The sequence below is a fragment of the Ruegeria sp. E8 genome (assembly GCF_056533985.1).
Genome location: NZ_JBQFOY010000016.1, coordinates 14,755 through 35,549, shown reverse-complemented (window position 1 = coordinate 35,549; position 20,795 = coordinate 14,755). Strand labels below are relative to the sequence as shown.

The 20,795-nt window shown below is 58.6% G+C and carries 22 protein-coding genes; 14 read left to right on the top strand and 8 right to left on the bottom strand.

The window, feature by feature from the left end:
* Positions 1-4 precede the first annotated feature (4 nt).
* Positions 5-391 (top strand): Na+/H+ antiporter subunit G, encoded by a 387-nt coding sequence (locus ACR0LF_RS17800; RefSeq protein ID WP_480572922.1) that lies wholly within the window; start codon positions 5-7, stop codon positions 389-391.
* 5 nt (positions 392-396) lie between these two features.
* Positions 397-2,556 carry a selenide, water dikinase SelD gene (gene selD, locus ACR0LF_RS17795; RefSeq protein ID WP_480572919.1) on the top strand — a complete coding sequence of 720 codons (2,160 nt, stop codon included), beginning with the start codon at positions 397-399 and terminating at the stop codon, positions 2,554-2,556.
* On the opposite strand, the gene mnmH is transcribed toward selD, so the two are convergent.
* The 3 genes from mnmH to ACR0LF_RS17780 all read right to left on the bottom strand — a co-directional run bounded on the left by mnmH (position 2,547) and on the right by ACR0LF_RS17780 (position 6,023).
* Positions 2,547-3,599 (bottom strand): tRNA 2-selenouridine(34) synthase MnmH, encoded by a 1,053-nt coding sequence (mnmH, locus tag ACR0LF_RS17790; protein ID WP_480572916.1) that lies wholly within the window; start codon positions 3,597-3,599, stop codon positions 2,547-2,549. The two genes, selD and mnmH, sit on opposite strands and share 10 nt — an antisense overlap.
* A 47-nt stretch (positions 3,600-3,646) precedes the next feature.
* On the bottom strand, positions 3,647-4,312 hold the full coding sequence (locus ACR0LF_RS17785; RefSeq protein ID WP_480572913.1) for an SOS response-associated peptidase: 666 nt from the start codon (positions 4,310-4,312) through the stop codon (positions 3,647-3,649).
* A gap of 127 nt (positions 4,313-4,439) precedes the next feature.
* Positions 4,440-6,023, bottom strand: coding sequence for a bifunctional metallophosphatase/5'-nucleotidase (locus ACR0LF_RS17780; protein ID WP_480572910.1), 1,584 nt, complete (start codon positions 6,021-6,023; stop codon positions 4,440-4,442).
* Positions 6,024-6,130: 107 nt separating this feature from the next.
* Between ACR0LF_RS17780 and ACR0LF_RS17775 the strand changes: the two genes are divergently transcribed.
* Genes ACR0LF_RS17775 through arsC form a run of 4 tightly spaced genes read left to right on the top strand, consistent with a single transcriptional unit; the run spans position 6,131 to position 8,290 of the window.
* Positions 6,131-6,469 carry a DUF952 domain-containing protein gene (locus ACR0LF_RS17775; RefSeq protein WP_480572907.1) on the top strand — a complete coding sequence of 113 codons (339 nt, stop codon included), beginning with the start codon at positions 6,131-6,133 and terminating at the stop codon, positions 6,467-6,469.
* Positions 6,466-6,897, top strand: coding sequence for a DUF1330 domain-containing protein (locus tag ACR0LF_RS17770; protein WP_480572903.1), 432 nt, complete (start codon positions 6,466-6,468; stop codon positions 6,895-6,897). The genes ACR0LF_RS17775 and ACR0LF_RS17770 overlap by 4 nt, the downstream gene beginning before the upstream one ends.
* Entirely contained in the window at positions 6,894-7,952 is a 1,059-nt protein-coding gene (locus ACR0LF_RS17765) for a quinone-dependent dihydroorotate dehydrogenase (RefSeq protein WP_480572900.1), read from the top strand. Before ACR0LF_RS17770 ends, ACR0LF_RS17765 begins: the two co-directional genes overlap by 4 nt.
* The gene (gene arsC, locus ACR0LF_RS17760) at positions 7,949-8,290 is read left to right on the top strand and encodes an arsenate reductase (glutaredoxin) (protein ID WP_480572897.1); all 342 of its coding nucleotides are present in this window, start codon (positions 7,949-7,951) and stop codon (positions 8,288-8,290) included. The genes ACR0LF_RS17765 and arsC overlap by 4 nt, the downstream gene beginning before the upstream one ends.
* Here the strand turns inward: arsC and ACR0LF_RS17755 are convergent.
* The 3 genes from ACR0LF_RS17755 to ACR0LF_RS17745 are packed head-to-tail and all read right to left on the bottom strand — an operon-like array spanning position 8,287 to position 10,545.
* Positions 8,287-9,603: an MATE family efflux transporter gene (locus ACR0LF_RS17755; RefSeq protein WP_480572894.1), complete on the bottom strand. Its 1,317-nt coding sequence runs from the start codon at positions 9,601-9,603 to the stop codon at positions 8,287-8,289. The genes arsC and ACR0LF_RS17755 overlap by 4 nt on opposite strands.
* 2 nt (positions 9,604-9,605) lie before the next feature.
* Positions 9,606-10,124: a PaaI family thioesterase gene (locus tag ACR0LF_RS17750; protein ID WP_480572891.1), complete on the bottom strand. Its 519-nt coding sequence runs from the start codon at positions 10,122-10,124 to the stop codon at positions 9,606-9,608.
* 1 nt (position 10,125) lies between these two features.
* On the bottom strand, positions 10,126-10,545 hold the full coding sequence (locus tag ACR0LF_RS17745; protein WP_480572888.1) for a PaaI family thioesterase: 420 nt from the start codon (positions 10,543-10,545) through the stop codon (positions 10,126-10,128).
* A gap of 116 nt (positions 10,546-10,661) precedes the next feature.
* On the opposite strand from ACR0LF_RS17745, the gene ACR0LF_RS17740 reads away from it, so the two are divergent.
* The 8 genes from ACR0LF_RS17740 to ACR0LF_RS17705 all read left to right on the top strand — a co-directional run bounded on the left by ACR0LF_RS17740 (position 10,662) and on the right by ACR0LF_RS17705 (position 18,611).
* Positions 10,662-11,030: a MerR family transcriptional regulator gene (locus ACR0LF_RS17740; RefSeq protein ID WP_480572885.1), complete on the top strand. Its 369-nt coding sequence runs from the start codon at positions 10,662-10,664 to the stop codon at positions 11,028-11,030.
* 273 nt (positions 11,031-11,303) lie between these two features.
* Positions 11,304-11,705: a MerR family transcriptional regulator gene (locus ACR0LF_RS17735; RefSeq protein WP_480572882.1), complete on the top strand. Its 402-nt coding sequence runs from the start codon at positions 11,304-11,306 to the stop codon at positions 11,703-11,705.
* A 36-nt stretch (positions 11,706-11,741) separates the two neighbouring features.
* Positions 11,742-13,523, top strand: a complete 1,782-nt coding sequence (locus ACR0LF_RS17730; protein ID WP_480572879.1) for an acyl-CoA dehydrogenase C-terminal domain-containing protein — start codon at positions 11,742-11,744, stop codon at positions 13,521-13,523.
* A 54-nt stretch (positions 13,524-13,577) separates the two neighbouring features.
* Complete coding sequence (locus ACR0LF_RS17725) at positions 13,578-13,790, top strand: hypothetical protein (protein ID WP_170609554.1); 213 nt, start codon at positions 13,578-13,580, stop codon at positions 13,788-13,790.
* 277 nt (positions 13,791-14,067) lie between these two features.
* Complete coding sequence (locus ACR0LF_RS17720) at positions 14,068-14,706, top strand: glutathione S-transferase family protein (RefSeq protein ID WP_480572876.1); 639 nt, start codon at positions 14,068-14,070, stop codon at positions 14,704-14,706.
* A gap of 11 nt (positions 14,707-14,717) precedes the next feature.
* Positions 14,718-15,929 (top strand): acetyl-CoA C-acetyltransferase, encoded by a 1,212-nt coding sequence (locus ACR0LF_RS17715; protein WP_480572873.1) that lies wholly within the window; start codon positions 14,718-14,720, stop codon positions 15,927-15,929.
* Positions 15,929-16,417 (top strand): cupin domain-containing protein, encoded by a 489-nt coding sequence (locus ACR0LF_RS17710; RefSeq protein WP_480572870.1) that lies wholly within the window; start codon positions 15,929-15,931, stop codon positions 16,415-16,417. Before ACR0LF_RS17715 ends, ACR0LF_RS17710 begins: the two co-directional genes overlap by 1 nt.
* Positions 16,410-18,611 (top strand): 3-hydroxyacyl-CoA dehydrogenase NAD-binding domain-containing protein, encoded by a 2,202-nt coding sequence (locus ACR0LF_RS17705; protein WP_480572867.1) that lies wholly within the window; start codon positions 16,410-16,412, stop codon positions 18,609-18,611. Before ACR0LF_RS17710 ends, ACR0LF_RS17705 begins: the two co-directional genes overlap by 8 nt.
* Positions 18,612-18,667: 56 nt before the next feature.
* Here ACR0LF_RS17705 and ACR0LF_RS17700 read toward each other — a convergent pair whose 3' ends face one another.
* Together ACR0LF_RS17700 and ACR0LF_RS17695 are read right to left on the bottom strand one after the other, a co-directional pair.
* Positions 18,668-19,441 carry a Hint domain-containing protein gene (locus ACR0LF_RS17700; RefSeq protein ID WP_480572864.1) on the bottom strand — a complete coding sequence of 258 codons (774 nt, stop codon included), beginning with the start codon at positions 19,439-19,441 and terminating at the stop codon, positions 18,668-18,670.
* 287 nt (positions 19,442-19,728) lie between these two features.
* Positions 19,729-20,664, bottom strand: a complete 936-nt coding sequence (locus tag ACR0LF_RS17695) for a DMT family transporter (protein ID WP_480572861.1) — start codon at positions 20,662-20,664, stop codon at positions 19,729-19,731.
* Positions 20,665-20,795 lie beyond the last annotated feature (131 nt).

Genomic DNA, 20,795 nt, shown 5'->3' with positions numbered 1-20,795 from the left:
CCGCATGACATTCATCCTGGAACTGCTGATCGCCTTTTTCCTGATCGTCTCGGGTATCTTCGGCTTTGTCGGGTCTTTCGGCATGATCAAGCTACAAGATCCAATGTCCCGCCTGCACGCGCCGACCAAAGCGACGACGCTGGGCGTAGGTGGTATTCTGCTGGCATCGATCGCGCATTCCGTCCTGCTGGAAGGCATGCTGTCCCTGCACGAGCTGCTGATCACGCTGTTTTTGTTTCTGACCGCTCCGATCACGGCCCTGTTCATTGCAAAATGGCACATTCATCGCCATGAAAAACCCGAAGATCTGCCGGATGCAGGCGAGGATGAGCTGTGGGCGACGCACGCGGTCGAGCAGGTCGAGGACGTTCCGGACCATAGCGCGAATTAAACCCAATGCACTCACCTCCGCTGCCCCTGACCCGCGATCTGGTTCTTATTGGCGGAGGTCACACCCACGCGTTGCTGCTGCGCAAATGGGGTATGAAACCCTTGCCCGGCGTGCGGGTGACGGTGATCAACCCCGGCCCATCCGCCCCCTATTCCGGAATGTTACCGGGGTACGTCGCCGGGCACTATGACCGCTGGGAACTGGACATCGATCTTGTCAAGCTCGCGCGGTTTGCCGACGCTCGGGTAATTCTGGGCGCGGTGGACGGTATCGATATCGAGGCGCGTGAAGTGCATGTGTCCGGGCACCCACCGGTGGGATTCGACGTGGCTTCGGTCAATGTGGGGATCACGTCAGATATGCCCGCCTTGCCAGGCTTTGCCGAACATGCGGTTCCTGCCAAGCCTTTGGGCCCGTTTGCAGCACGGTGGGCTGCTTATCTGGAGGGCAGCGGCCTGGCCTCGGTCGTCGTGATCGGCGGTGGGGTCGCAGGGGTCGAACTTGTCATGGCAATGGCACACGCGTTGAAGGCCAAGGGACGGGCGGCGAAGGTTACCCTGATCGACAATGCATCTGCCTTGACCGCCACCAAGCCAAAATCGGCGGCAACGATCCGGCGCGCGATGCGCGATCTCGGTGTTGAGGTGATCGAAAACGCCGTGATTTCTCGGATCGATCCGGAACACGTCGAACTGCAAGACGGGCGCACGATCCCGGCCAGTTTCGTCACCGGCGCGGCCGGAGCACGCGCCTATGATTGGATCGAAAATACCGGGCTGGACCTTCAGGACGGCTTCATTCGGGTGAACAGCTATCTGCAATCCAGTGATCCCACCGTGTTCGCCGCCGGGGACTGCGCTCATCTGACCGACAACCCCCGCCCTAAGGCCGGTGTGTATGCGGTGCGCGAAGCACCCGTGCTGTTCAACAATCTGCTCGCAGCGCTGGGGGCTGGACGGATGCGCAAATATGTCCCGCAGAAAGATTACCTCAAACTGATTTCTCTGGGTGGCAAATCAGCGCTGGGTGAGCGTTTGGGGACGTCCTTCAGCGGACCGATGATGTGGAAATGGAAAAACCACATCGACCAGACTTTCATGAACAAGTTTCGGGACCTGCCGCAGATGAAGCCCCCTGCCTTGCCGCATGACCGGGCCCATGGGCTGGATGAGGCGCTGGGGGAAAAGCCCATGTGCGGAGGATGCGGCGCAAAGGTCGGTCGCGACGCCTTGCAAACCGCCCTGAAATCGCAGCCCGCCCCTGCCCGACCAGACATCACCCCGTTGCCCGGAGATGACGCAGCGCTGTTACAGACGGGTGGCGTTCAGCAGGTCATGACCTCCGATCACCTGCGGGCTTTTACCAAGGATCCCGCACTTATGGCGCGTATCGCTGCCGTTCACGCCTTGGGGGATATCTGGGCCATGGGGGCCGCGCCTCAGGCCGCAACGGCAACAATTATCCTGCCGCGCATGTCCGCTGACATGCAAAGCCGCACCATGACCGAAATCATGTCGGTCGCCGGAGACGTCATGCGAGACGCCGGGGCCGAGATTGTAGGCGGGCACAGTTCAATGGGCGACGAGATGACCATCGGCTTCACATTGACGGGCCTGTGCGAAACCACCCCGATCACACTTGCAGGAGGGCAACCGGGGGATCTTCTGATCCTGACCAAACCCCTGGGCAGCGGCGTTCTGATGGCCGCTGAAATGGCCGGTCTGGCCAAAGGCGCCTGGATCGCAGCGGCCTATAAACTGATGGTACAGCCGCAAGGCGCGGCGGCCCGCATATTGGCCAAGGCCAACGCGATGACCGACGTAACCGGGTTCGGTCTGGCCGGGCACCTGCAAGGTATCTGCGAAGCTTCCAATTGCGGGGCCTTGATTGATCTGGACGCTATCGAGGTGATGGACGGCGCGCTGAAACTCACGGATCAGGGCGTTCAATCAACGATCTTTGCCGACAACCGCGCGAACGCCCCTGATCTGCCCGCCGAAGGCAAGGCCGCCTTGCTGTTTGATCCTCAGACCGCTGGTGGTTTGCTGGCCGCTGTAGCCGCAGACGATGCCGATGCCCTGTTGAAAGACTTGAGAAATGCGGGCTATCCCGCCGTGATCATTGGTGAACTGTCCGAGGCTCCCGGACTACGACTTCAAAGCTGATCCAGCAGGCTTTCAATCCGGATAGCCGCCGCGTTCAAACCCTCATTGTCCAAGGTGGCGACATCTATGCTGGCCAGAACCTCAACCGTTCGGGATCGCCGCGACTTTGTGTACGCCGGGTCGTAATGCTGTTCCATCAATGCCCATGTCAGCGCCTGTTTTTCCCCCGCATCGATCAGGCGCATCCAACCGTCAACAACCTCGTGCCCACGATGGAAACGCAGCGGTGAAAGACGGTCCTTCAAACGGTCGCTGTCAGACAGGATATCGTCATAGGCCCGAACCAGATAGGCGGCGCGCGCCTCGATCGGAGCCGTAATCTGGATACGTGGCGCGGCGCATAAGGCGTTCCACAGGCTGGGCGGCAGGATTAGGCTGCCGATCTTGGAAGATTCTGCCTCAACCACAACCGGCCGCGTCGGATCCATCGCGCATAGCGCCCCGGACAGCGCAGATTCAAATGCCTTTTGGCTGGGCTGCCCTCCGGGTCGTTCCCCCAGCAAGGACCCTCGGTGATTGGCCAGTGCTTCGAGGTCCAGAACCTGCACTCCACGCTTTTGTAGCTGAGCCAGCAACTCTGTCTTGGCGGTACCGGTATAGCCATCCAGCGCCACAAGCCGATGCGGCAACGGATCGTCATACAAATATGCGTTTACCAAACGGCGGTAGGTGCGATAGCCACCGTCGATCACTTCCGCGCGCCAACCGATTTGCTGCAACATCCAGGTGAAGGACCCCGAACGCTGCCCGCCCCGCCAGCAATAGACCAAAGGCCTCCAACTGCCTTCATGATGGCTTAGGTGCTGCTCGATGTGATTGGCCGCGTTGCGGAACACCAACGCAGCCCCCAGTTTGCGCGCCAGAAAGGGGCTTTCCTGCACATAAATGGTTCCGACCCGGGCGCGTTCCTCGTTGTTCAGAACCGGCAGATTGATCGCGCCCGGCAGATGATCTTCGGCAAACTCTGCAGGGCTGCGCACGTCGATAACTGTGTCATAGCCATGCGTATAAAGGTGGGTCAGATCAGGAAATTTCAGAGCCATGCCAAAGGTCTAACGTGCCGCGTTTTCAATGGAAAGACCGCACACCCTTATACATCGAAAGGTTCTATCAACTCAGGTCCGCTGGCACGGTTCGAGTTCACTGCCGGATCGACGCGATGAAAGGTCAGCACATCCTCGGCCCCCGGCTGCATCAGACGCGCCGCCCCCTTTCCTGCCTCACCCAGCCACAACGGCCAATCCTCGGGCTCAACGATCAAGGGCATTCGGTGGTGGATGGTGCTGAGATTTTCATTGGCCGCCGTTGTTACGATGGCGCAGCTGCCCTGGCGGTTTTCCTCGGGCCCCCAATCCTGCCAAACTCCTGCAAAAGCAATCGGAGCACCATCCTTGCGGTGGATGTACCATGGCAAGCGGGTGCCCTGCTGCGTCTTGGTCCATTCATAAAATCCCGTGGCCACGATCAGACAGCGGCGCGATCGACATGCGGCGCGAAAGGCAGGCTTGTCCGCCAGCGTCTCGGACCGCGCGTTGATCAGCAAGGGTCCGGCGGTTTCCGACTTGTACCAATGCGGTAAGAACCCCCATCGCAGCGCATCCAGATGGCGGCCCGTCTCGCCACTGCGGACCACATGCACCTGATTTGTCGGACAGACATTGAAGTTTGGAACGTTCGGCAACGCATTTGCAGGACGCGCAGAAAACAGCTGCGCCATAGCGTCATTCGGCAGAGTTATTGCGAACCGTCCGCACATGGCGCTCAGTGTTCCTCAGCTATCGTTGGTGGGTGCAGCCTCTCTGCCCCGTCGCGAATCCTTTCAGGGTCAACCCGAAAAAAAGGCCGCCCGTCAAAGGCGACCCTTTCAAGTGTTTCAAAGCCAATTACTTCTGCTTGATCCGCCCATCGACGTAAGGTTGATACGGGGCGTTTTTGGCCAGATACTCGGCCGTTACATCTGCAAGATCCGGGCCGAAATCATAGGCGTTTTTGTCATCGCCTTCGAACATCTTGTACCCGTCACCGCCATTGCGCACGTAGTTGTTGGTCACGACGAGGTAGGTCTTGTTCGGGTCAATCGGTACATAGCCGTCGCCTTCAGCGACCATCACGTCACTGATGCGCCCTTCATTCGGCGCGACGCTGGGATCCCAGGTAAAACTCAGCCCCGCAACTTGGGGGAACCGGCCTTTCACCTCTTCCACCTGACTTACACCGTTTTCAAGCGCGTCAATAACGGTCTGCCCGGTGATCTCAAAAGTAGACAGCGTGTTCTGGAAGGGCAGCACGGTCAGCACTTCGCCCATGGTCACTTCGCCTTCGTCAATCGACGCGCGCAGACCGCCAGAATTCGCAATCGCGATCTGAGCGCCCTGATCGGCAACACGCGCCAGCATGGCATCGGCCACAAGGTTACCCATTTCGCATTCCTGTACGCGGCAAACCGCCCGGTCGCCTTCAATCGCGGCGGCTGAGCTGGCAACGACGCGTTGTTTCATTTCTTCGATCGGTGCGCCCATTTCCGCAACGCGCGCGGCGATATCCGCATCGGGCGTAACCGACGCATCCAGCAGGATGGGCTCACCCTCTGCCGAGATCAGGTTGCCGTCGTCATCAAAGGTCAGGGTGATCTCGCCCAGATATTTGGAATAGGCATAGGCCTGAACAACCGGCACATCACCGACCATCATCGGGTATGACCCCGCCGCACCTTCCTGCGTGTTCGAAAGCAGCGTGTGCGAATGGCCACCGACAACAAGATCAAGCCCTGGCACCTGCTCTGCGATCTCCAGATCCTTGGCCAGACCAACATGGTTCAATGCGATGATGATATTGATGCCTTCATCCTGCAAAGCGGCCACATCCGCCTGCAGGCTTTCAATCTCATCCTTGAAAATCACGTCCTTGCCGGGGCTTGACGTTTCAACCGTGTCCGTTGCCAGTGCTGAAATGATGCCGATCTTCTGCCCGCCAACGTCAAGCACCACATGGTTGCCGACCTTGTCCTTCAACTCGGCCGACGATGACAAGTCCAGATTACCCGAGATCACCGGGAAGCTGACAGTGTCGATGAATGCCGCCAGTCCTTCCGGGCCATCGTCGAATTCGTGGTTGCCAACGGCCATAACATCGTAGCCGATGGCCTCCATGAATTCGGCTTCAGCAGCGCCTTTGTAGGTGGTGTAAAAAAGCGATCCCTGGAACGGGTCCCCCGCGTCCAGCAGCAGGACATTCTGATCCGCCAGCGCATCGCGTCGGGCGTCTACCATGGTCTTGAGGCGCGCTACGCCGCCAAAACACTTACCTTCAGCTTCGCCTTCTGCGTCACAGGTCGAGTCGTATTTGTTAATCGACTCGATGCGACTGTGGATGTCGTTTGTGTGCAGAATGGTCAGCTTGAATTCAGCCATCGCCATGCCGGCAGTCAGGCCAAGAATTGCCGCAGATGCCAGGAATCGCGTCAACATATTGAATCTCCCTGTTATAATTTGCAGGGATCGTGCGCCGATGACGCCGAAGAGTCAAAGAAGAAATCCGGCTTGATTCCAACGCGTACGCGAGGCATCAGGTTCGCATGCTGATTTACAAGATTTTCCGCGCCGATGAATGGGCCGCGTTGCAAGACAAAGGCGCCACCGACGGCGCGCCGATTGATGTGGCGGATGGGTTTGTACACTTCTCAACCGCCGAACAAGCCGCTGAAACGGCAGCCAAACACTTTGCCGGTGTCGATGGGCTGACTTTGCTGGCTTGTGATGCCGATGCCATGGGCGATGACCTGAAATGGGAGGTCTCGCGCGGCGATGCCCTGTTCCCGCATCTCTATCGTCAGATCCGCATGAGCGATGTTGTCTGGTCCCGCCCGCTGCCCTTTGACGGCACCGCGCACCAGTTTCCCGAGGACATGGAATGACACTCTTTGTCGACCCCGATCGTGACCAGTTCGAGGCGTTCAAAGACTTGGATCGCGACCGGCCGATTGAAATGCTCAACCTGGTAAAGTTTCGGGCCAAGGCACAGTATCCAACCGCGCATGAATTGGCGGATGCAGCGCTGACCGGGGCGCAAGCTTACAAGCGATACGGGTCTGAAACCGCTCCTATCGTTGAGCGTATTGGGGCAAGCATCCTCTGGCGCGGGGTTTTTGAAACGACCCTGATCGGCCCGGCGGATGAAGTGTGGGATGCCGTTTTCATTGCGCGCTATCCGACGGCCCATGCGTTTCTTGAAATGGTCACCGACCCGATCTATCGGGCGGCGGTGGTCCATCGCCAGGCGGCGGTGGAAACCTCGCGCCTGATCCGGTGTGGAGCAAGCGAAGGCGGGAAAGCGTTCGGATGAAACTGATTGAACAACTGGGGCTTGCCGCGCTGCACCGCATGGACCCCGAGGCGGCGCACGGAATGTCGATCAAGGCGTTGAAGTCCGGGCTGACACCCGCACCGGGACCCGTGACAACACCGCGTCTGAAAACCAGCGTTGCTGGGCTGGACCTGCCGAACCCCGTCGGACTGGCCGCAGGGTTCGACAAGAATGGCGAGGTCTTAAAGCCACTGTCACGCGCCGGGTTCGGCTTTATCGAGGTTGGTGCCGTCACGCCGCGCCCACAACCGGGAAACCCCAAACCGCGCCTGTTTCGCCTGACCGAAGACAAGGCCGCCATCAACCGCTTTGGCTTCAACAATGAAGGCATGGAGGTGATGGCCAAACGGCTGGCAGAGCGGCCCAAGGATGCAGTAATTGGCCTGAACCTGGGGGCCAACAAAGACAGTGAAGACCGCGCCGGCGATTTTGTCAAAGTGCTGGCCCATTGTGCCGAACATCTGGATTTCGCCACCGTCAATGTTTCGTCCCCAAACACGGAAAAACTGCGGGATTTGCAGGGCAAAGCCGCTCTCACCGCGTTGTTGAGCGGTGTGATTGAGACCCGGGATGCGCTGCCGCGTCCGTTGCCGGTCTTCCTGAAAATCGCACCGGATCTGACCGAAGCAGAATTGCAGGACATCGCCGAGGTCGCACGCGAAACCCGTGTGGATGCCGTGATCGCCACCAACACCACCCTGTCCCGCGACGGCTTGCGCAGCGCGCACAAGGACGAGGCCGGTGGATTGTCGGGCGCGCCGCTGTTCGAAAAATCCACTCGCGTTCTGGCTCGGCTTAGTCAGATGACCGGCGGTGGCATCCCGCTGATCGGCGTCGGTGGCATCAGCAACGCAGAGCAGGCCTATGCCAAAATCTGCGCCGGGGCGTCGGCTGTACAGTTCTACACGGCGATGGTTTATGGCGGCATTTCTCTGGCGGCTGACATTGCCAAAGGGCTGGACGATCTGCTGGCTCGCGATGGTTTTGACAACGTATCTCAGGCTGTGGGCAGCAAACGAGAGGATTGGTTATGATCGAATACTGGCACAACCCCCGTTGTTCCAAATCGCGCGCCGGGCTTGCGCTGTTGGAGGAGAATGGCGCGCAGATCACTCTGCGAAAGTATCTTGAAGACGCGCCTTCAGTGGAAGAATTGCGTGCAGCCCTGTCCGCCCTGGGGCTGTCGCCCATTGAAATGATGCGCACCGGTGAAAAACGGTTCAAGGAATTGGAGCTGAGCAAAACCGCGCCGGACGACGAGTTGATCCGGGCGATGGCCGAAAACCCGATCCTGATCGAACGCTCGCTTGCGATTGCCGGTGATAAAGCCGCTATCGGGCGTCCACCTGAGAACCTGTTGACGCTGCTTTAGGCCACCTGCGCCTCGAGCCTCGGGTAACGCCAACCCATTGTCACGCCACGTGCGATGTTGAGAACCATCAACGCGGCCCACAAACCGTGGTTGCCAAAGCTCGGCACCAGTATGAACAGCGCAACCACGTAGATCGCCACCGACTGTATCATCGCGTTGCGCATGGCACGGGTCCAGGTGGCACCGATGTAGATGCCGTCGAACATCCAGCTTGCCACCCCGACCACCGGCGCAAGCACAGCCCAGAAAAGATACTCGCGCCCGGCCTCGCGCACCTCAGGTGATGTTGACATGAGGTCGATCAGCGCAGGACCGGCTACAAAGAAAACGGCTCCCAACAAAAGCGCGCCACCTACGCCCCACTGCGAGGCCATGACAGAGGCGCGGCGCACCTGATACCGGTCTCGGGCACCAACCGCACCCCCAACCAACGCTTCGGCGGAAAAGGCAAATCCATCCAGTGCGAAGGCTGTGATTTCAAGAAATTGAAGCAACACCTGATTGGCGGCCAGATTGACATCGCCTAGATCAGAGCCGACGAAAAGAAAGGTCGTGAAGGACCCCGTCAACAGAACCGAGCGGATCATGATATCGCCGTTGACCTGCAACATACGGCGCAGCCTGTCAGCATCAAAAATGCGAGCCCAGTCACGCCAAATTCCATTCTCGAACCCGTCCCGACACAGCCATAGACCCAAGGCCAAACCGGTCCATTCTGCGATCAGCGTGGCAACGGCCACACCTTCGACACCCCAGCCAAGGCCAAGTACGAACCACAGGTCCAAAACGATATTCAACCCGTTCATCCAGATCTGCAGGATGAACACTCCGCGCGTGCGCTCAACGGCAATCAGCCAGCCAGTCACCGCATAAAGCGCAATGGTGGCCGGTGCCCCCCAGATGCGAATCTCCAGATAGGACCGGGTCAGGGTTTCGACCTCGGGACTGGCCGGGGAAAGGGCGAACGCACCCGCGAAAACAGCCACTTGGGTGAGGATAAAGAACAGCCCTGCCGCCCCGCCAAGCATCAGGCCGCGCATCAGCAGCGCCCGGGTTTCAGCAGTGTCACCGGCACCGCGCGCCTGTGCCGCCATCCCGGTGGTTCCCATCCGCAGGAAACCGAAGATCCAATAGATGGTCGACAGGATTACAGCGCCGATTCCGACCGCTCCGATCGGCGCCGCCTCTCCCATTTGACCAACGACACCCGTATCCACCGCCCCAAGAATCGGAACTGTGGCGTTCGACAGCACGATCGGCACCGCAATCTTCAGCACCCGCCTATGCGTGATGGGCACCGAGGCGTCTTGCATGGTCAGCCCTTATCTCTGGGTGGTTGCGGCATCAGGAAGTGGCCAGACGCCTGCGCAAACAGTTTCGCATGATTGTCCTGCCAGGCTTCGACCCGGACCGAGGCGTAGCGCCGCCCTGATCGGCTGACAAAAGCCCGCGCATACGCGTCCCGCGGCAGGCCTGAACGTAGGTAATCCACCGTAAAGTCGATTGTCTTGGGAAAGCGGATGCTCGGGTCGGTCACAATGGCCTCACCGTCGATCTCACCACTTTCGATGCGCGGGAACATATGCTCCCAGCTGAGGGTGATGACGGCGGTCACTTCAAGGAAAGCCGCCGTCACCCCGCCATGTATCGCAGGAAGAAACGGGTTGCCGATCAGCTTGTCATCAAAGTTCAGAACACCAGTCAGTTCATCCCCGCGCCGGTCGAAGCTGATATTGAGAAAGCGGATGTAAGGCACGCCATCAACCAGCGCGCGCAACGCCGCATCGCGCCGTCGCTTGACCACCTGCATCGGTTCAGGACGAGGTCTTGCCATGTTACTTTCCTTCAACCGTGAATGACCCGGCAGCAGTGGCCACCGGTAGTTCCGTGTCGTTGTCCATTGCCGTCGCCCGTACAAACGCCACGTTCCGCGTGATGTGATAGCAGACGGCGTGCGCTGTAACAGTCTGACCCGGCGTCGCCGCGCGCATGTAGTCGATACGCAGATCAATGGTCGCTGTCCCTCCGGGTGCAGAAGGATGGCTCATTACTGCCGCGCCGCAACACGTATCGAGTATCGTGGATATCGCCCCACCGTGAATCACGCCGGTACGGGGATCTCCGATCAGATCCTCGTTGTACGGCAATGTGATCACTGCCTCGCCCTCACCGATTTGCGTGAGCGTCAGGTTCAATGCCCGCGCATGGGGGATCGCCTCGATAAACTGGCGGGCTAAAACTGTCTTATCGACCATGAGATTTGCGTCCTGTTCTCTGCCCCTCCTTTATGAGCCGCTGTTTCGGCAAAGGGCAAGCCCACCTGTTGCGCTTGGGATCGGGACCGCCTAGGTTGCTGACAAGGAGATCGGGAATGTCCAACAACCGTTTGTCATTCAAAGAAATGTGCGCCGAGTTCGACGTAACCCCGCGCACCCTGCGCTATTACGAATACATCGAGCTTTTGCAACCGGACCGCGAAGGTCGATCCCGGTTTTATGGCGCACGGGAATGCGCGCGGATGAAGCTGATCATGCGTGGCCGCAAGTTTGGATTCCCTCTGGAAGAGATTCGCCAATGGCTTTTGATCTATGAAGATCAGGGCAATGAGGCACAAATGGCGACCTTTGTCGAAATGGCAGATCGCCAGATGAGCGAGCTTCAGCAGCAGCGCGAGCAACTGGACGAGGCGATGGACGAACTGAAGCGCCTGCGCGACCAGACGGCCAAATCGCTGCAATAACGGCCCCTCCAGCTTCGCTATATTCAAACCAGTTTACCCGTTTTTGACGGGCCGAGTGCGCGATGCTCGTTCTATTGAAACCGTTCTTTGGGGGCGGTTTCTGTTGACGCCACGGAAAGAAAATTGCGCCACAGCGTGCTTACGTGACCGGATGTTACGTCAATTTTGAAGTGACGCAGCGTCTGAATTACGTAAACGTCACTCTCGTGTTGTAAAGCGCGTATCAACTGCGCAACTCATATCTCAATGACGCCAGTGACGAGAGTACGACCAATGACCGAAGATGTGATGACCATCCGCGAAATGTGCGAGACCTATGATGTCACGCCACGCACTTTGCGGTTCTATGAGGCCAAGGAACTTCTGTTCCCGATCCGTGAAGGCCAGAAACGTCTGTTCACCAAGCGTGATCGGGCGCGGCTCAAACTGATCCTGCGCGGCAAACGGTTCGGGTTCAGCCTGGAAGAAATTCGACAGCTGCTGGATCTGTACCATGTTGGCGACCAACAGGTCACCCAGATGACCCGCACCTATGAAATCGCGTGCGAGCGTCTGGCGGACATGGAATCACGCCGCGAAGAACTGACGCAAGCCATCGACGATCTGAAAGAGCAGTTGCGCTGGGGCGAGAAAGTTATCGCCTCGATGAAACAGGAAAAGAAGGCGGCTGAATAAACCCGCCTCCGGACATATGAATTAAGGGAGCTTCACATGCCCGTCTACAACGCGCCAACCAAAGACATGCAGTTCATACTGCACGACGTTCTGAAAGTCTCGCAGTCGGGTATTCCCGGCTATAATGAACTGGAGGCCGAATTTACCGGCGCGGTTCTGGAAGAAGCCGGAAAAGTCGCCACCAATGTTTTACACCCGCTGAACGTCGTGGGCGACACCGAAGGGTGTCGGTTGGAAAACGGTATTGTGTACACTCCCACAGGCTTCAAATACGCCTTCGAGCAGATGAAAGAAGGTGGCTGGACTGGCCTCGACATGCCGGAAGAGTATGGTGGCCAGAACATGCCCTACGTCATGGGCACTGCGGTTGGCGAGATGTTTTCGGGCTCCAATCAGGCGTTCACGATGTATCAGGGTCTGACACACGGCGCGGCCTCGGCCATTCTGGCACACGGAACTGACGAGCAGAAGAACAAATACCTGCCGAACATGGTCAGCTGTGAATGGACCGGCACCATGAACCTGACCGAGCCCCATTGCGGCACCGATCTGGGCCTGATGCGCACCAAGGCGGAACCGCAGGACGACGGCAGTTACAAGATTTCCGGTCAGAAAATCTTTATCTCGGCTGGCGATCACGACATGGCCGACAACATCATTCATCTGGTTCTGGCCAAGATCCCCGGCGGCCCCGAGGGCATCAAAGGTGTGTCTCTGTTCATCGTGCCCAAGTTCATCGTCAATGAAGACGGCACGCCGGGTGAACGCAACGGTGTCTCGGTCGGCAAGATCGAAGAAAAGATGGGCATCCACGGCAACTCGACCTGCGTCATGAACTATGACGAAGCCACCGGCTGGCTGCTGGGTGAAGAGCACAAAGGCATGCGCGCCATGTTCACCATGATGAACGAAGCGCGTCTGGGCGTAGGGATGCAAGGCCTGTCTCAGGCCGAGGCTGCGTACCAGAACGCTCTGGAATACGCCAAGGACCGCTTGCAAGGTCGCGACGTGACCGGGGTAAAGAACCCGGATGGCCCCGCCGATCCGTTGATCGTGCACCCGGATATCCGCCGCAACCTGATGGATCAGAAAAGTTTCACCGAGGGCGCACGCGCGTTCATCCTGTGGGGCGCGACCATGATCGACAAGGCGCACCGCTCGGGTGACAAGGACGCGGACGGGCTGATCTCGCTGCTGACCCCGGTCATCAAAGGCTTCCTGACGGATGAAGGCTACGACATGACCGTGCAGGCACAGCAGGTCTATGGCGGCCATGGCTACATCGAAGAATGGGGCATGTCGCAATACACACGCGATGCCCGGATCGCGATGATCTACGAAGGTGCAAACGGCGTTCAGGCGCTGGACCTTGTGGGCCGCAAGCTGGCGCAGGATGGCGGCAAGCACGTCATGGCCTTCTTTGAGATGGTCAAATCCTTCTGCAAGGAAAATGGTGGTAAAGACGAAGCCTACGACAAGGCCTTTGTCGAACCGCTGAAAGCCGCGTCCAAAGACCTGCAAGCGGCTGGCATGTACTTCATGCAGGAAGGCATGAAGAACCCGAACAACGCACTGTCAGGCTCTTATGACTTCATGCACATGTTCGGTCATGTCTGCCTGGGCCTGATGTGGGCGCAGATGGCCATGGCCGCTCAGGAAGCTCTGGACGGTGGTGCCTCGGATAAAGAGTTCTATGAGACCAAGATCAACACCGGCCGCTTCTACATGGCCCGCCGCCTGCCCGCGACCGCGATGCACCTGTCGCGCATCCAGACGGGCGCGGACACGGTGATGGCTCTGGACGCGGCGAACTTCTGATCTCAATCTGGTTCCGGGCGCTTTCGCCCGGACCCCGTTCCAGGAGGACATAGCATGCCGAAACGTTTCCGCCTGACCCGCCGCTTTCCGGTTGCCATGACCGAGGATGGCTATCGCAGGCTCAAAGGATTTGCCCGAGAGGCAGGCCTGGACGAAGGCGAGGCGCTGTCCTTTCTGTTCGAGAACTTCAACAGCGTGATTGATGAGGAGAACCTGACCCACCGCCTGCGCATCTTCAATTCCGAACTTGAGGCCCGAAAGCGGTGACCGATGCACGCCATCAGTTCACCTGCACTTGCCGCACGTTCGGACGCCTCCGGCGGGAGTATTTTTGAAAAGATGAAGGCATGATGCGCCCCTGCCACCGGGCCCACTCGCCATCAGGACAGGGAAGACTTCACCTTTTGCGGTTATCGGCTCTCCAGCCTGTACCGCGTGATCAGGAAAACAAGCCAAGGTTGATTTATGGTTAACGACCGAACTTCATCTTTTTACAAATACTCAATTCCGACCTGACCACACACGCCTTGGGAGGGGCGATTAAATGACCATCAAACTGCATTGTTTTGGCGAAAGCGGAAACAGCTACAAAGCGGCACTCGCGCTCGAGATGTCCGGGTTGGAGTGGGAGCCGGTTTTTGTCGACTTCTTCAACGGTGTGACCCGCACACCTGAATACCGCGCCGAAGTGAATGAAATGGGCGAAGCGCCTGTTCTGATCGACGGCGATTTCCGCACCAGCCAGTCCGGCGCTATTCAGGCTTATGTGACCGAGAAGTCCGGCAAGTTTGGCGGCAAGAGCCACGAGGAAAACTACGACATTCTGCGTTGGGTATTGTGGGATAATCACAAGCTCAGCTCGATGGCTGGCCTGACCCGGTTCCTGATCAATTTCCTCCCCGAACAGCACCGCAACCCCGATGTAATCGCCTTCAATCAAGGGCGATTGAAGGCCGCGTATCAGGTGTTGAATGACCATTTGAACGGTCGCGACTGGATCGTTGGTAGCGGCGTCACCAATGCCGACATCAGCTGTTGCGGCTACCTCTATTACCCAGAACCATTCGGCTTTGACCGCGCCGACTGGCCCCATATCGACGCCTGGCTGACTCGCCTGTCCGAGCAGCCCGGCTGGAAACACCCCTATGACCTGATGCCCGGCAACCCGTCGGATCGAGCTTGAGGAGAAGACCCATGACCGAAGCCTATATCTATGACGCGCTGCGCACGCCGCGCGGTAAGGGCCGCAAGGATGGCAGCCTGCACGAAGTAACCTCGGTGCGCCTGTCCGCCCTGACCCTGAACGCGATGAAAGAGCGCAACAACCTCGAAGGTCACGCCGTAGAAGACGTGATCTGGGGCAACGTCACGCAGGTGATGGAGCAAGGCGGCTGTCTGGCGCGTTCGGCCGTTCTGGCCTCGGACCTCGACCAGTCGATCCCCGGTCTAGCGATCAACCGGTTCTGCGCCTCTGGAATGGAGGCAGTGAACCTGGCGGCCAACCAGGTCAAAGGTGGTGCGGGCGAGGCTTACATCGCCGGTGGTGTCGAGATGATGGGCCGTGTTGCGATGGGCAGCGATGGCGCGGCGATTGCCGTTGACCCCTCGCTGGCGATGGAGACCTATTTCGTACCTCAGGGCATCTCGGCCGACATTATTGCGACCGAGTATGGTTTCTCGCGCGATGACGCGGACGCGCTTGCCGTTGAATCGCAGAAACGCGCCGCGGCCGCTTGGGAAGATAACCGCTTTGAAAAATCAGTTATTACCATCAAGGACCAGAACGGCCTGACCATTCTGGACCGCGACGAATACATGCGACCCGGCACCGATATGCAGAGCCTGGGTGCGCTGAACCCGTCGTTTCAGATGATGGGCGAGCAAATGCCGGGCTTCGACAAGGTGGCGATGATCAAATACCCGCATCTTGAGCGGATCAACCACATTCACCACGCCGGCAACAGCTCGGGCATCGTGGACGGTGCGGCGGCTGTTCTGATCGGCAACAAGGAATTCGGTGAGAAATACGGCCTGAAACCACGCGCCCGCATCAAGGCAACCGCCAAAATCGGCACCGATCCGACCATCATGCTGACCGGCCCGGTTCCGGTGACCGAGAAAATCCTGACCGACAATGGCATGAAGATCAGCGATCTGGATCTTTTCGAGGTGAACGAAGCCTTCGCCTCGGTCGTGCTGCGGTTCCAGCAGGCGTTCGATGTGGACCCGGCGCTGGTGAACGTCAACGGCGGCTCGATCGCGATGGGTCACCCGCTGGGCGCAACCGGTGCGATGATCATCGGCACGCTGTTGGATGAGCTGGAGCGGCAGGACAAGGAAACCGGTCTGGCCACGCTTTGCATTGCGTCCGGCATGGGTGCGGCAACCATTATCGAGCGGGTCTGATGCCCAAGCTGGATCTCTCTCAGATCCCGTTCAAGGGAGGCTCGTCCTATCCCGGCAAGCTGGCCGAGGCGACCGCAGGTCGTTTCGTGCAGCGTCTGGGTGATGCAGGCGGGCTGTCCCAATACGGGGTCAACATCGTACGGCTCGAGCCGCAGGGCGTGTCCTCGCTGCGCCATTACCACATGGAGCAGGACGAGTTTGCCATCATGCTCAGCGGCACCTGCGTACTGATCGATGACGATGGTGAGCATGAGATGCAGCCCGGTGACTGCGCCGCTTGGCCAGCAGGTGAAGCCAACGGCCATCACCTTGTGAACAAAACCGATGCGCCCGCGACCTTTCTGGTGGTGGGCACACGGACCCCGACCGAGACCGGCTATTACAGCGACATAGACATGATGGTGAAGGATGATGAGAACGGATTCTCTTTCACCCGCAAGGATGGCAGCCCGCTGACGGCTGACCAGATTGGAGATGACAATGACTGATTTCACTCTGACCAAAGACGCGGACGGCGTCGCCTTCGTGACCTGGGACGCCCAGGGCAAATCCATGAACGTGCTGACCCGCGAGGCCTTTCAGGAGGTCAGCCAACTGATCGATCAGGCCCTGAATGATGATGAGATCAAAGGGATCGTCATTACCTCGGGCAAAGAAGGGTCTTTTGCAGGCGGTATGGACCTGAACACACTGGCCACTATCCGTCAGGAAGCGGGTGATGAACCGGCGCAGGCGCTGTTCGACTTCGTCATGGGTGGCCATCACATTCTGCGCAAGCTGGAACTGGCGGGCATGGACCCCAAGACCAAGAAAGGCGGCAAACCGATTGCCTGCGCGATAAACGGCACATGCGCCGGGATCGGGACCGAGATCGCTCTGGCCTGCCATCACCGCGTTATGACCGACAACCCGAAATCCAAGATCGGCCTGCCGGAAATTCTGCTGGGCATCTTCCCCGGTGGCGGTGGCACCATGCGCTACAGCCGCATGGTTGGTGCGATGGCAGCGGCCCCAGTCCTGCTGGAAGGCAAGATGATGGACCCGAAGAAAGCCAAGGGTGCGCAGCTGATCGACGCAGTGTCGGATGATCCGGTTGCAGCCGCGAAAGAATGGGTTCTGAACGCCAAGGATGCCGATCTGGTCAAGCCTTGGGACGCGAAGGGCTATAAAATGCCCGGCGGCGCGCCCTACCACCCCGCCGGCTTCATGACATTCGTGGGCGCAAGCGCGATGGTGAACGGCAAGACCCAAGGTGCCTTCCCGGCCGCCAAAGCCCTACTGAGTTCGATCTACGAAGGTGCGCTGGTCGATTTCGACACCGCTTTGAAAATCGAGGCCCGCTGGTTCACCAACGTCCTGATGAACCCGTCGTCGTCGGCGATGATCCGGTCGCTGTTCCTGAACAAGGAAGCGCTGGAGAAAGGCGCAGTCCGTCCCAAAGATGTACCCGATCAGCGCGTCAAAAAAGTCGGCGTTCTGGGTGCGGGCATGATGGGTGCCGGTATCGCTCTGGTCTCGGCACAAGCGGGGATGGAGGTCGTTCTGATCGACCGAGATCAGGAAGCTGCTGACAAGGGCAAGGCCTATAGCGAAAGCTACATGGACAAGGGCATCAAGCGCGGCAAAGCCACCGCTGAAAAGAAAGAGGCCCTGCTGGCCCGCATCACAGCGACCCCTGATCTGGAGCACCTTAATGGTTGCGATCTGATCATCGAGGCAGTGTTTGAAGACCCCGGCGTCAAGGCCGAGATGACCAAGAAGGTCGAGGCTATCATTCCCGAAGATTGTATCTTTGCCTCGAACACCTCGACCCTGCCGATCACCGAGCTGGCCAAGGCATCCGTGCGTCCGGACCAGTTCATCGGTATCCACTTCTTCTCGCCGGTCGAAAAGATGTTCCTGGTCGAGATCATCAAGGGCAAGGAAACCGGTGATCGCGCGGTGGCCAAAGCGCTGGACTATGTCCGCCAGATCCGCAAGACGCCGATTGTGGTCAACGATGCGCGCTTCTTCTATGCCAACCGCTGCATCATTCCTTACATCAATGAAGGTGTGCGGATGATTGCCGAAGGTGTGAACCCGGTTCTGATCGACAACGCCGCGCGTCAGTTGGGCTTCCCGGTCGGTCCGATCCAGTTGACCGATGAGACCTCGATTGATCTGGGTGCCAAGATCGCCCGTGCGACCAAGGCCGCGATGGGCAACGCCTATCCGGAAAGCCCCTCGGACGATCTGATCTTCTGGATGGAGGAACAGGGCCGTTTGGGCCGCAAGGCGAATGCAGGCTTCTTCGACTATGACGAAAAAGGCAAGCGCGTCGAATACTGGAAGGGTCTGCAAGACAAGTACCCGCATGCCGAAGACCAACCTGACCTGATCGAGGTACAGGAACGTCTGATGTTCGCACAGGTTCTGGAAGCCGTCCGCGCGCTGGAAGAAGGCGTTCTGGAAGACATCCGCGAAGGCGACGTGGGCGCAATCCTCGGCTGGGGCTTTGCGCCATGGTCCGGTGGTCCGCTCAGCTGGCTGGACATCATCGGCACGCCCTACGCGGCCGAGCGTTGCGATCAACTGGCAGAGACATACGGAGAGCGCTTTGCCTGCCCGCCGCTGCTGCGAGAGATGGCAGAAAAAGGTCAGAGCTTTTACGGGCGTTTCAACCCCGCAGCAAAAGCTGCTTAAAACGGTAATGCAGGCGCGTGACATCACGCGCCTGCATCGTTCTTGTCAGTGTTTGGTTAGATCTGCCATTCAGGCCGCAGGAACAGAACCGGCGCGTTTGGACGCCCCGGTCGACCCGGTCGCCTGACCCCAGAGGGCGGTCGGATCGGAAATATCGGATCCTGCGGAATGGGTGCAGGCAGAGCACCCAATGGGTTGGCAAGGGCCGACATATCACCCCTGCTTGCAATCGAATTGACGAGGTCAGTCGCGGACTCTTCATCAGCGACATCATACCGGGGTCCATTGGACGTGCCCCGCATGTTGAACCGGCCCGACGGGCAATAGGCCTGCAAGCCGCCTTCGACAAAGATCACCTGATCATCGTCGAAGAACAGGGAACAGACCTCGAACGACGATCCCGGCGCCTGCGACATCAACCGGCCGGTGCCGTTCAGCAATCGTGCGGGCACCACGGACAAGCCGCTGGCTTCGGCATCAATCTTGGACAAGTTCAGCGCCATGCCCTGCTCGGGCATCAGCCAGACTGGTCGTCCATTATACGCAGCGCGTGCAGGCACAAAAACCGGCAAATACTCTGCGCGGCGTTCGTCGGCTGGAATGACCACGACACTGGTCGAGATGCGGCGCACCTCTTTGAAACCGTGATCCATCGTCCGAACCAGATCGCCAACGACAATCCGCTCAACCGGTTTCAGGCCACTGGTTGTGGCAATCTTTGTACCGTGCAGAAAACCGCCACGACGCGCATTCACCGCGTGGTTCAAATTGGACTGATCAGCCTCAAACGACCGATCGAGATAAACAGAAATACTCGTAACTTCAGACACGTGCCTAACCCCCTTTGGCACAAATTGATTATGTCAAAGAGCTAGCATCAAAAATGAGGCCTGTCTTATTTCGGACATATTTACGCCCAATTTGGGTCGAATCTGCGTGGATTCCGGGGAAGTTTGTAAACACTGGCACAGAAAATTTGGTCTTTTTTGCCAATCCTGAAACGAACGACCTGTGCCGAGACTCCGAATCCTCGCATCTTGCAGGCTGTGCCGCAAAGACTGCATTCACGACCAACCGTCCAGAATTTACGATTGGCGAAACATCAGCCCGCTGTCTGTCAGGTGACCTCTTGCGGCGCGGATGCTCGCCTGCTCCGCCATCCCAGCAACATTCCTGCCGCCGCGATCAGGGCAATACCGGCCACCTGCATGACACCGATGGTCTGCCCCAAAGCCACGAAGGCAAAAAGCGGGCCGAAGATCATGACCGAGTATTCGAATACGGCCACATAAGACGGCTCGCCAACCTGGTAGGCCTTGATGAGCATGAAGACCGCTATCGTCGAACCGATCGCCTGAATAACGATCCACAACACGACAGGACCAATCTCCCACACCCACCCGCGTGTGACAAAGGCGTCTGGTCCATCCGATGTGGCAACAGGCGCGAATGTGAACAAAGTTACGCCAACCGCCCCTGCCAAACCAAGCGTTACCACCATGGCCGCCAGCATCGCGACAGTACTCTCCTGAGAGCAATGCGTGCGCGTCAGGATCGCGCTGAGCGCATAGAAAAACCCGGCCGCGACCGGCACCAGCGTTCGCATGTCAAATTCTGTCGGGTTCGGCTGCAGTACCAGAAGGGTGCCAGAGAACCCGATTACCACCGCCAGAATACGCCAGGGCCCTATCGTTTGCCTAAGCGCAAGCGACGAGATCAGCAGTACAAAAATCGGCGATGTGAACAATCCGGCCAGTGCCTGTGCAATCGGCATCATCGCCAATGACGCAAAGTAGAACAGCATTGCCGTGGTGATTAGTATGCTGCGCAAAATGACTGGCCCCCAACGGCGCGGTCTTAGCCCCCCAAATCCAAGAGCAGCCAAGCAAACAATCAGCGGCAACATCAACAGCGCCCGAGACAGGTGGAACTGCCACAGGCCAACCGTTTCGGCCAGCAAAATCACCACATTGTCGATTACGCCTATAATCGCCATCGCGCCGACCATCAGAACCGAGGCCAGCACAGGGGATGACTTTATAGGTTCCTGCATGTTCGCGCCCCAATTGCGATCAAAGATCAGCGGTTTCAATCCTGTTGGGTATCCAGCACAATTCAGAAAGGCTGCGCAACAGGTTTGCGCCCTGTGAATGCACCATGCTATGCTGCGGCAAAACAAATTTC

Bases quoted from the DNA above. Each gene is read 5' to 3' on its own strand.
- ACR0LF_RS17740 (WP_480572885.1), top strand. From the start codon at position 10,662: ATGTCCAACAACCGTTTGTCATTCAAAGAAATGTGCGCCGAGTTCGAC.
- ACR0LF_RS17755 (WP_480572894.1), bottom strand. From the start codon at position 9,603: ATGCAAGACGCCTCGGTGCCCATCACGCATAGGCGGGTGCTGAAGATT.
- ACR0LF_RS17710 (WP_480572870.1), top strand. From the start codon at position 15,929: ATGCCCAAGCTGGATCTCTCTCAGATCCCGTTCAAGGGAGGCTCGTCC.
- ACR0LF_RS17695 (WP_480572861.1), bottom strand. From the start codon at position 20,664: ATGCAGGAACCTATAAAGTCATCCCCTGTGCTGGCCTCGGTTCTGATG.
- ACR0LF_RS17705 (WP_480572867.1), top strand. From the start codon at position 16,410: ATGACTGATTTCACTCTGACCAAAGACGCGGACGGCGTCGCCTTCGTG.
- ACR0LF_RS17730 (WP_480572879.1), top strand. From the start codon at position 11,742: ATGCCCGTCTACAACGCGCCAACCAAAGACATGCAGTTCATACTGCAC.
- ACR0LF_RS17765 (WP_480572900.1), top strand. From the start codon at position 6,894: ATGAAACTGATTGAACAACTGGGGCTTGCCGCGCTGCACCGCATGGAC.
- ACR0LF_RS17785 (WP_480572913.1), bottom strand. From the start codon at position 4,312: ATGTGCGGACGGTTCGCAATAACTCTGCCGAATGACGCTATGGCGCAG.
- ACR0LF_RS17715 (WP_480572873.1), top strand. From the start codon at position 14,718: ATGACCGAAGCCTATATCTATGACGCGCTGCGCACGCCGCGCGGTAAG.
- ACR0LF_RS17725 (WP_170609554.1), top strand. From the start codon at position 13,578: ATGCCGAAACGTTTCCGCCTGACCCGCCGCTTTCCGGTTGCCATGACC.
- ACR0LF_RS17720 (WP_480572876.1), top strand. From the start codon at position 14,068: ATGACCATCAAACTGCATTGTTTTGGCGAAAGCGGAAACAGCTACAAA.
- mnmH (WP_480572916.1), bottom strand. From the start codon at position 3,599: ATGGCTCTGAAATTTCCTGATCTGACCCACCTTTATACGCATGGCTAT.
- ACR0LF_RS17750 (WP_480572891.1), bottom strand. From the start codon at position 10,124: ATGGCAAGACCTCGTCCTGAACCGATGCAGGTGGTCAAGCGACGGCGC.
- selD (WP_480572919.1), top strand. From the start codon at position 397: ATGCACTCACCTCCGCTGCCCCTGACCCGCGATCTGGTTCTTATTGGC.
- ACR0LF_RS17800 (WP_480572922.1), top strand. From the start codon at position 5: ATGACATTCATCCTGGAACTGCTGATCGCCTTTTTCCTGATCGTCTCG.
- ACR0LF_RS17770 (WP_480572903.1), top strand. From the start codon at position 6,466: ATGACACTCTTTGTCGACCCCGATCGTGACCAGTTCGAGGCGTTCAAA.
- ACR0LF_RS17780 (WP_480572910.1), bottom strand. From the start codon at position 6,023: ATGTTGACGCGATTCCTGGCATCTGCGGCAATTCTTGGCCTGACTGCC.
- arsC (WP_480572897.1), top strand. From the start codon at position 7,949: ATGATCGAATACTGGCACAACCCCCGTTGTTCCAAATCGCGCGCCGGG.
- ACR0LF_RS17775 (WP_480572907.1), top strand. From the start codon at position 6,131: ATGCTGATTTACAAGATTTTCCGCGCCGATGAATGGGCCGCGTTGCAA.
- ACR0LF_RS17745 (WP_480572888.1), bottom strand. From the start codon at position 10,545: ATGGTCGATAAGACAGTTTTAGCCCGCCAGTTTATCGAGGCGATCCCC.
- ACR0LF_RS17735 (WP_480572882.1), top strand. From the start codon at position 11,304: ATGACCGAAGATGTGATGACCATCCGCGAAATGTGCGAGACCTATGAT.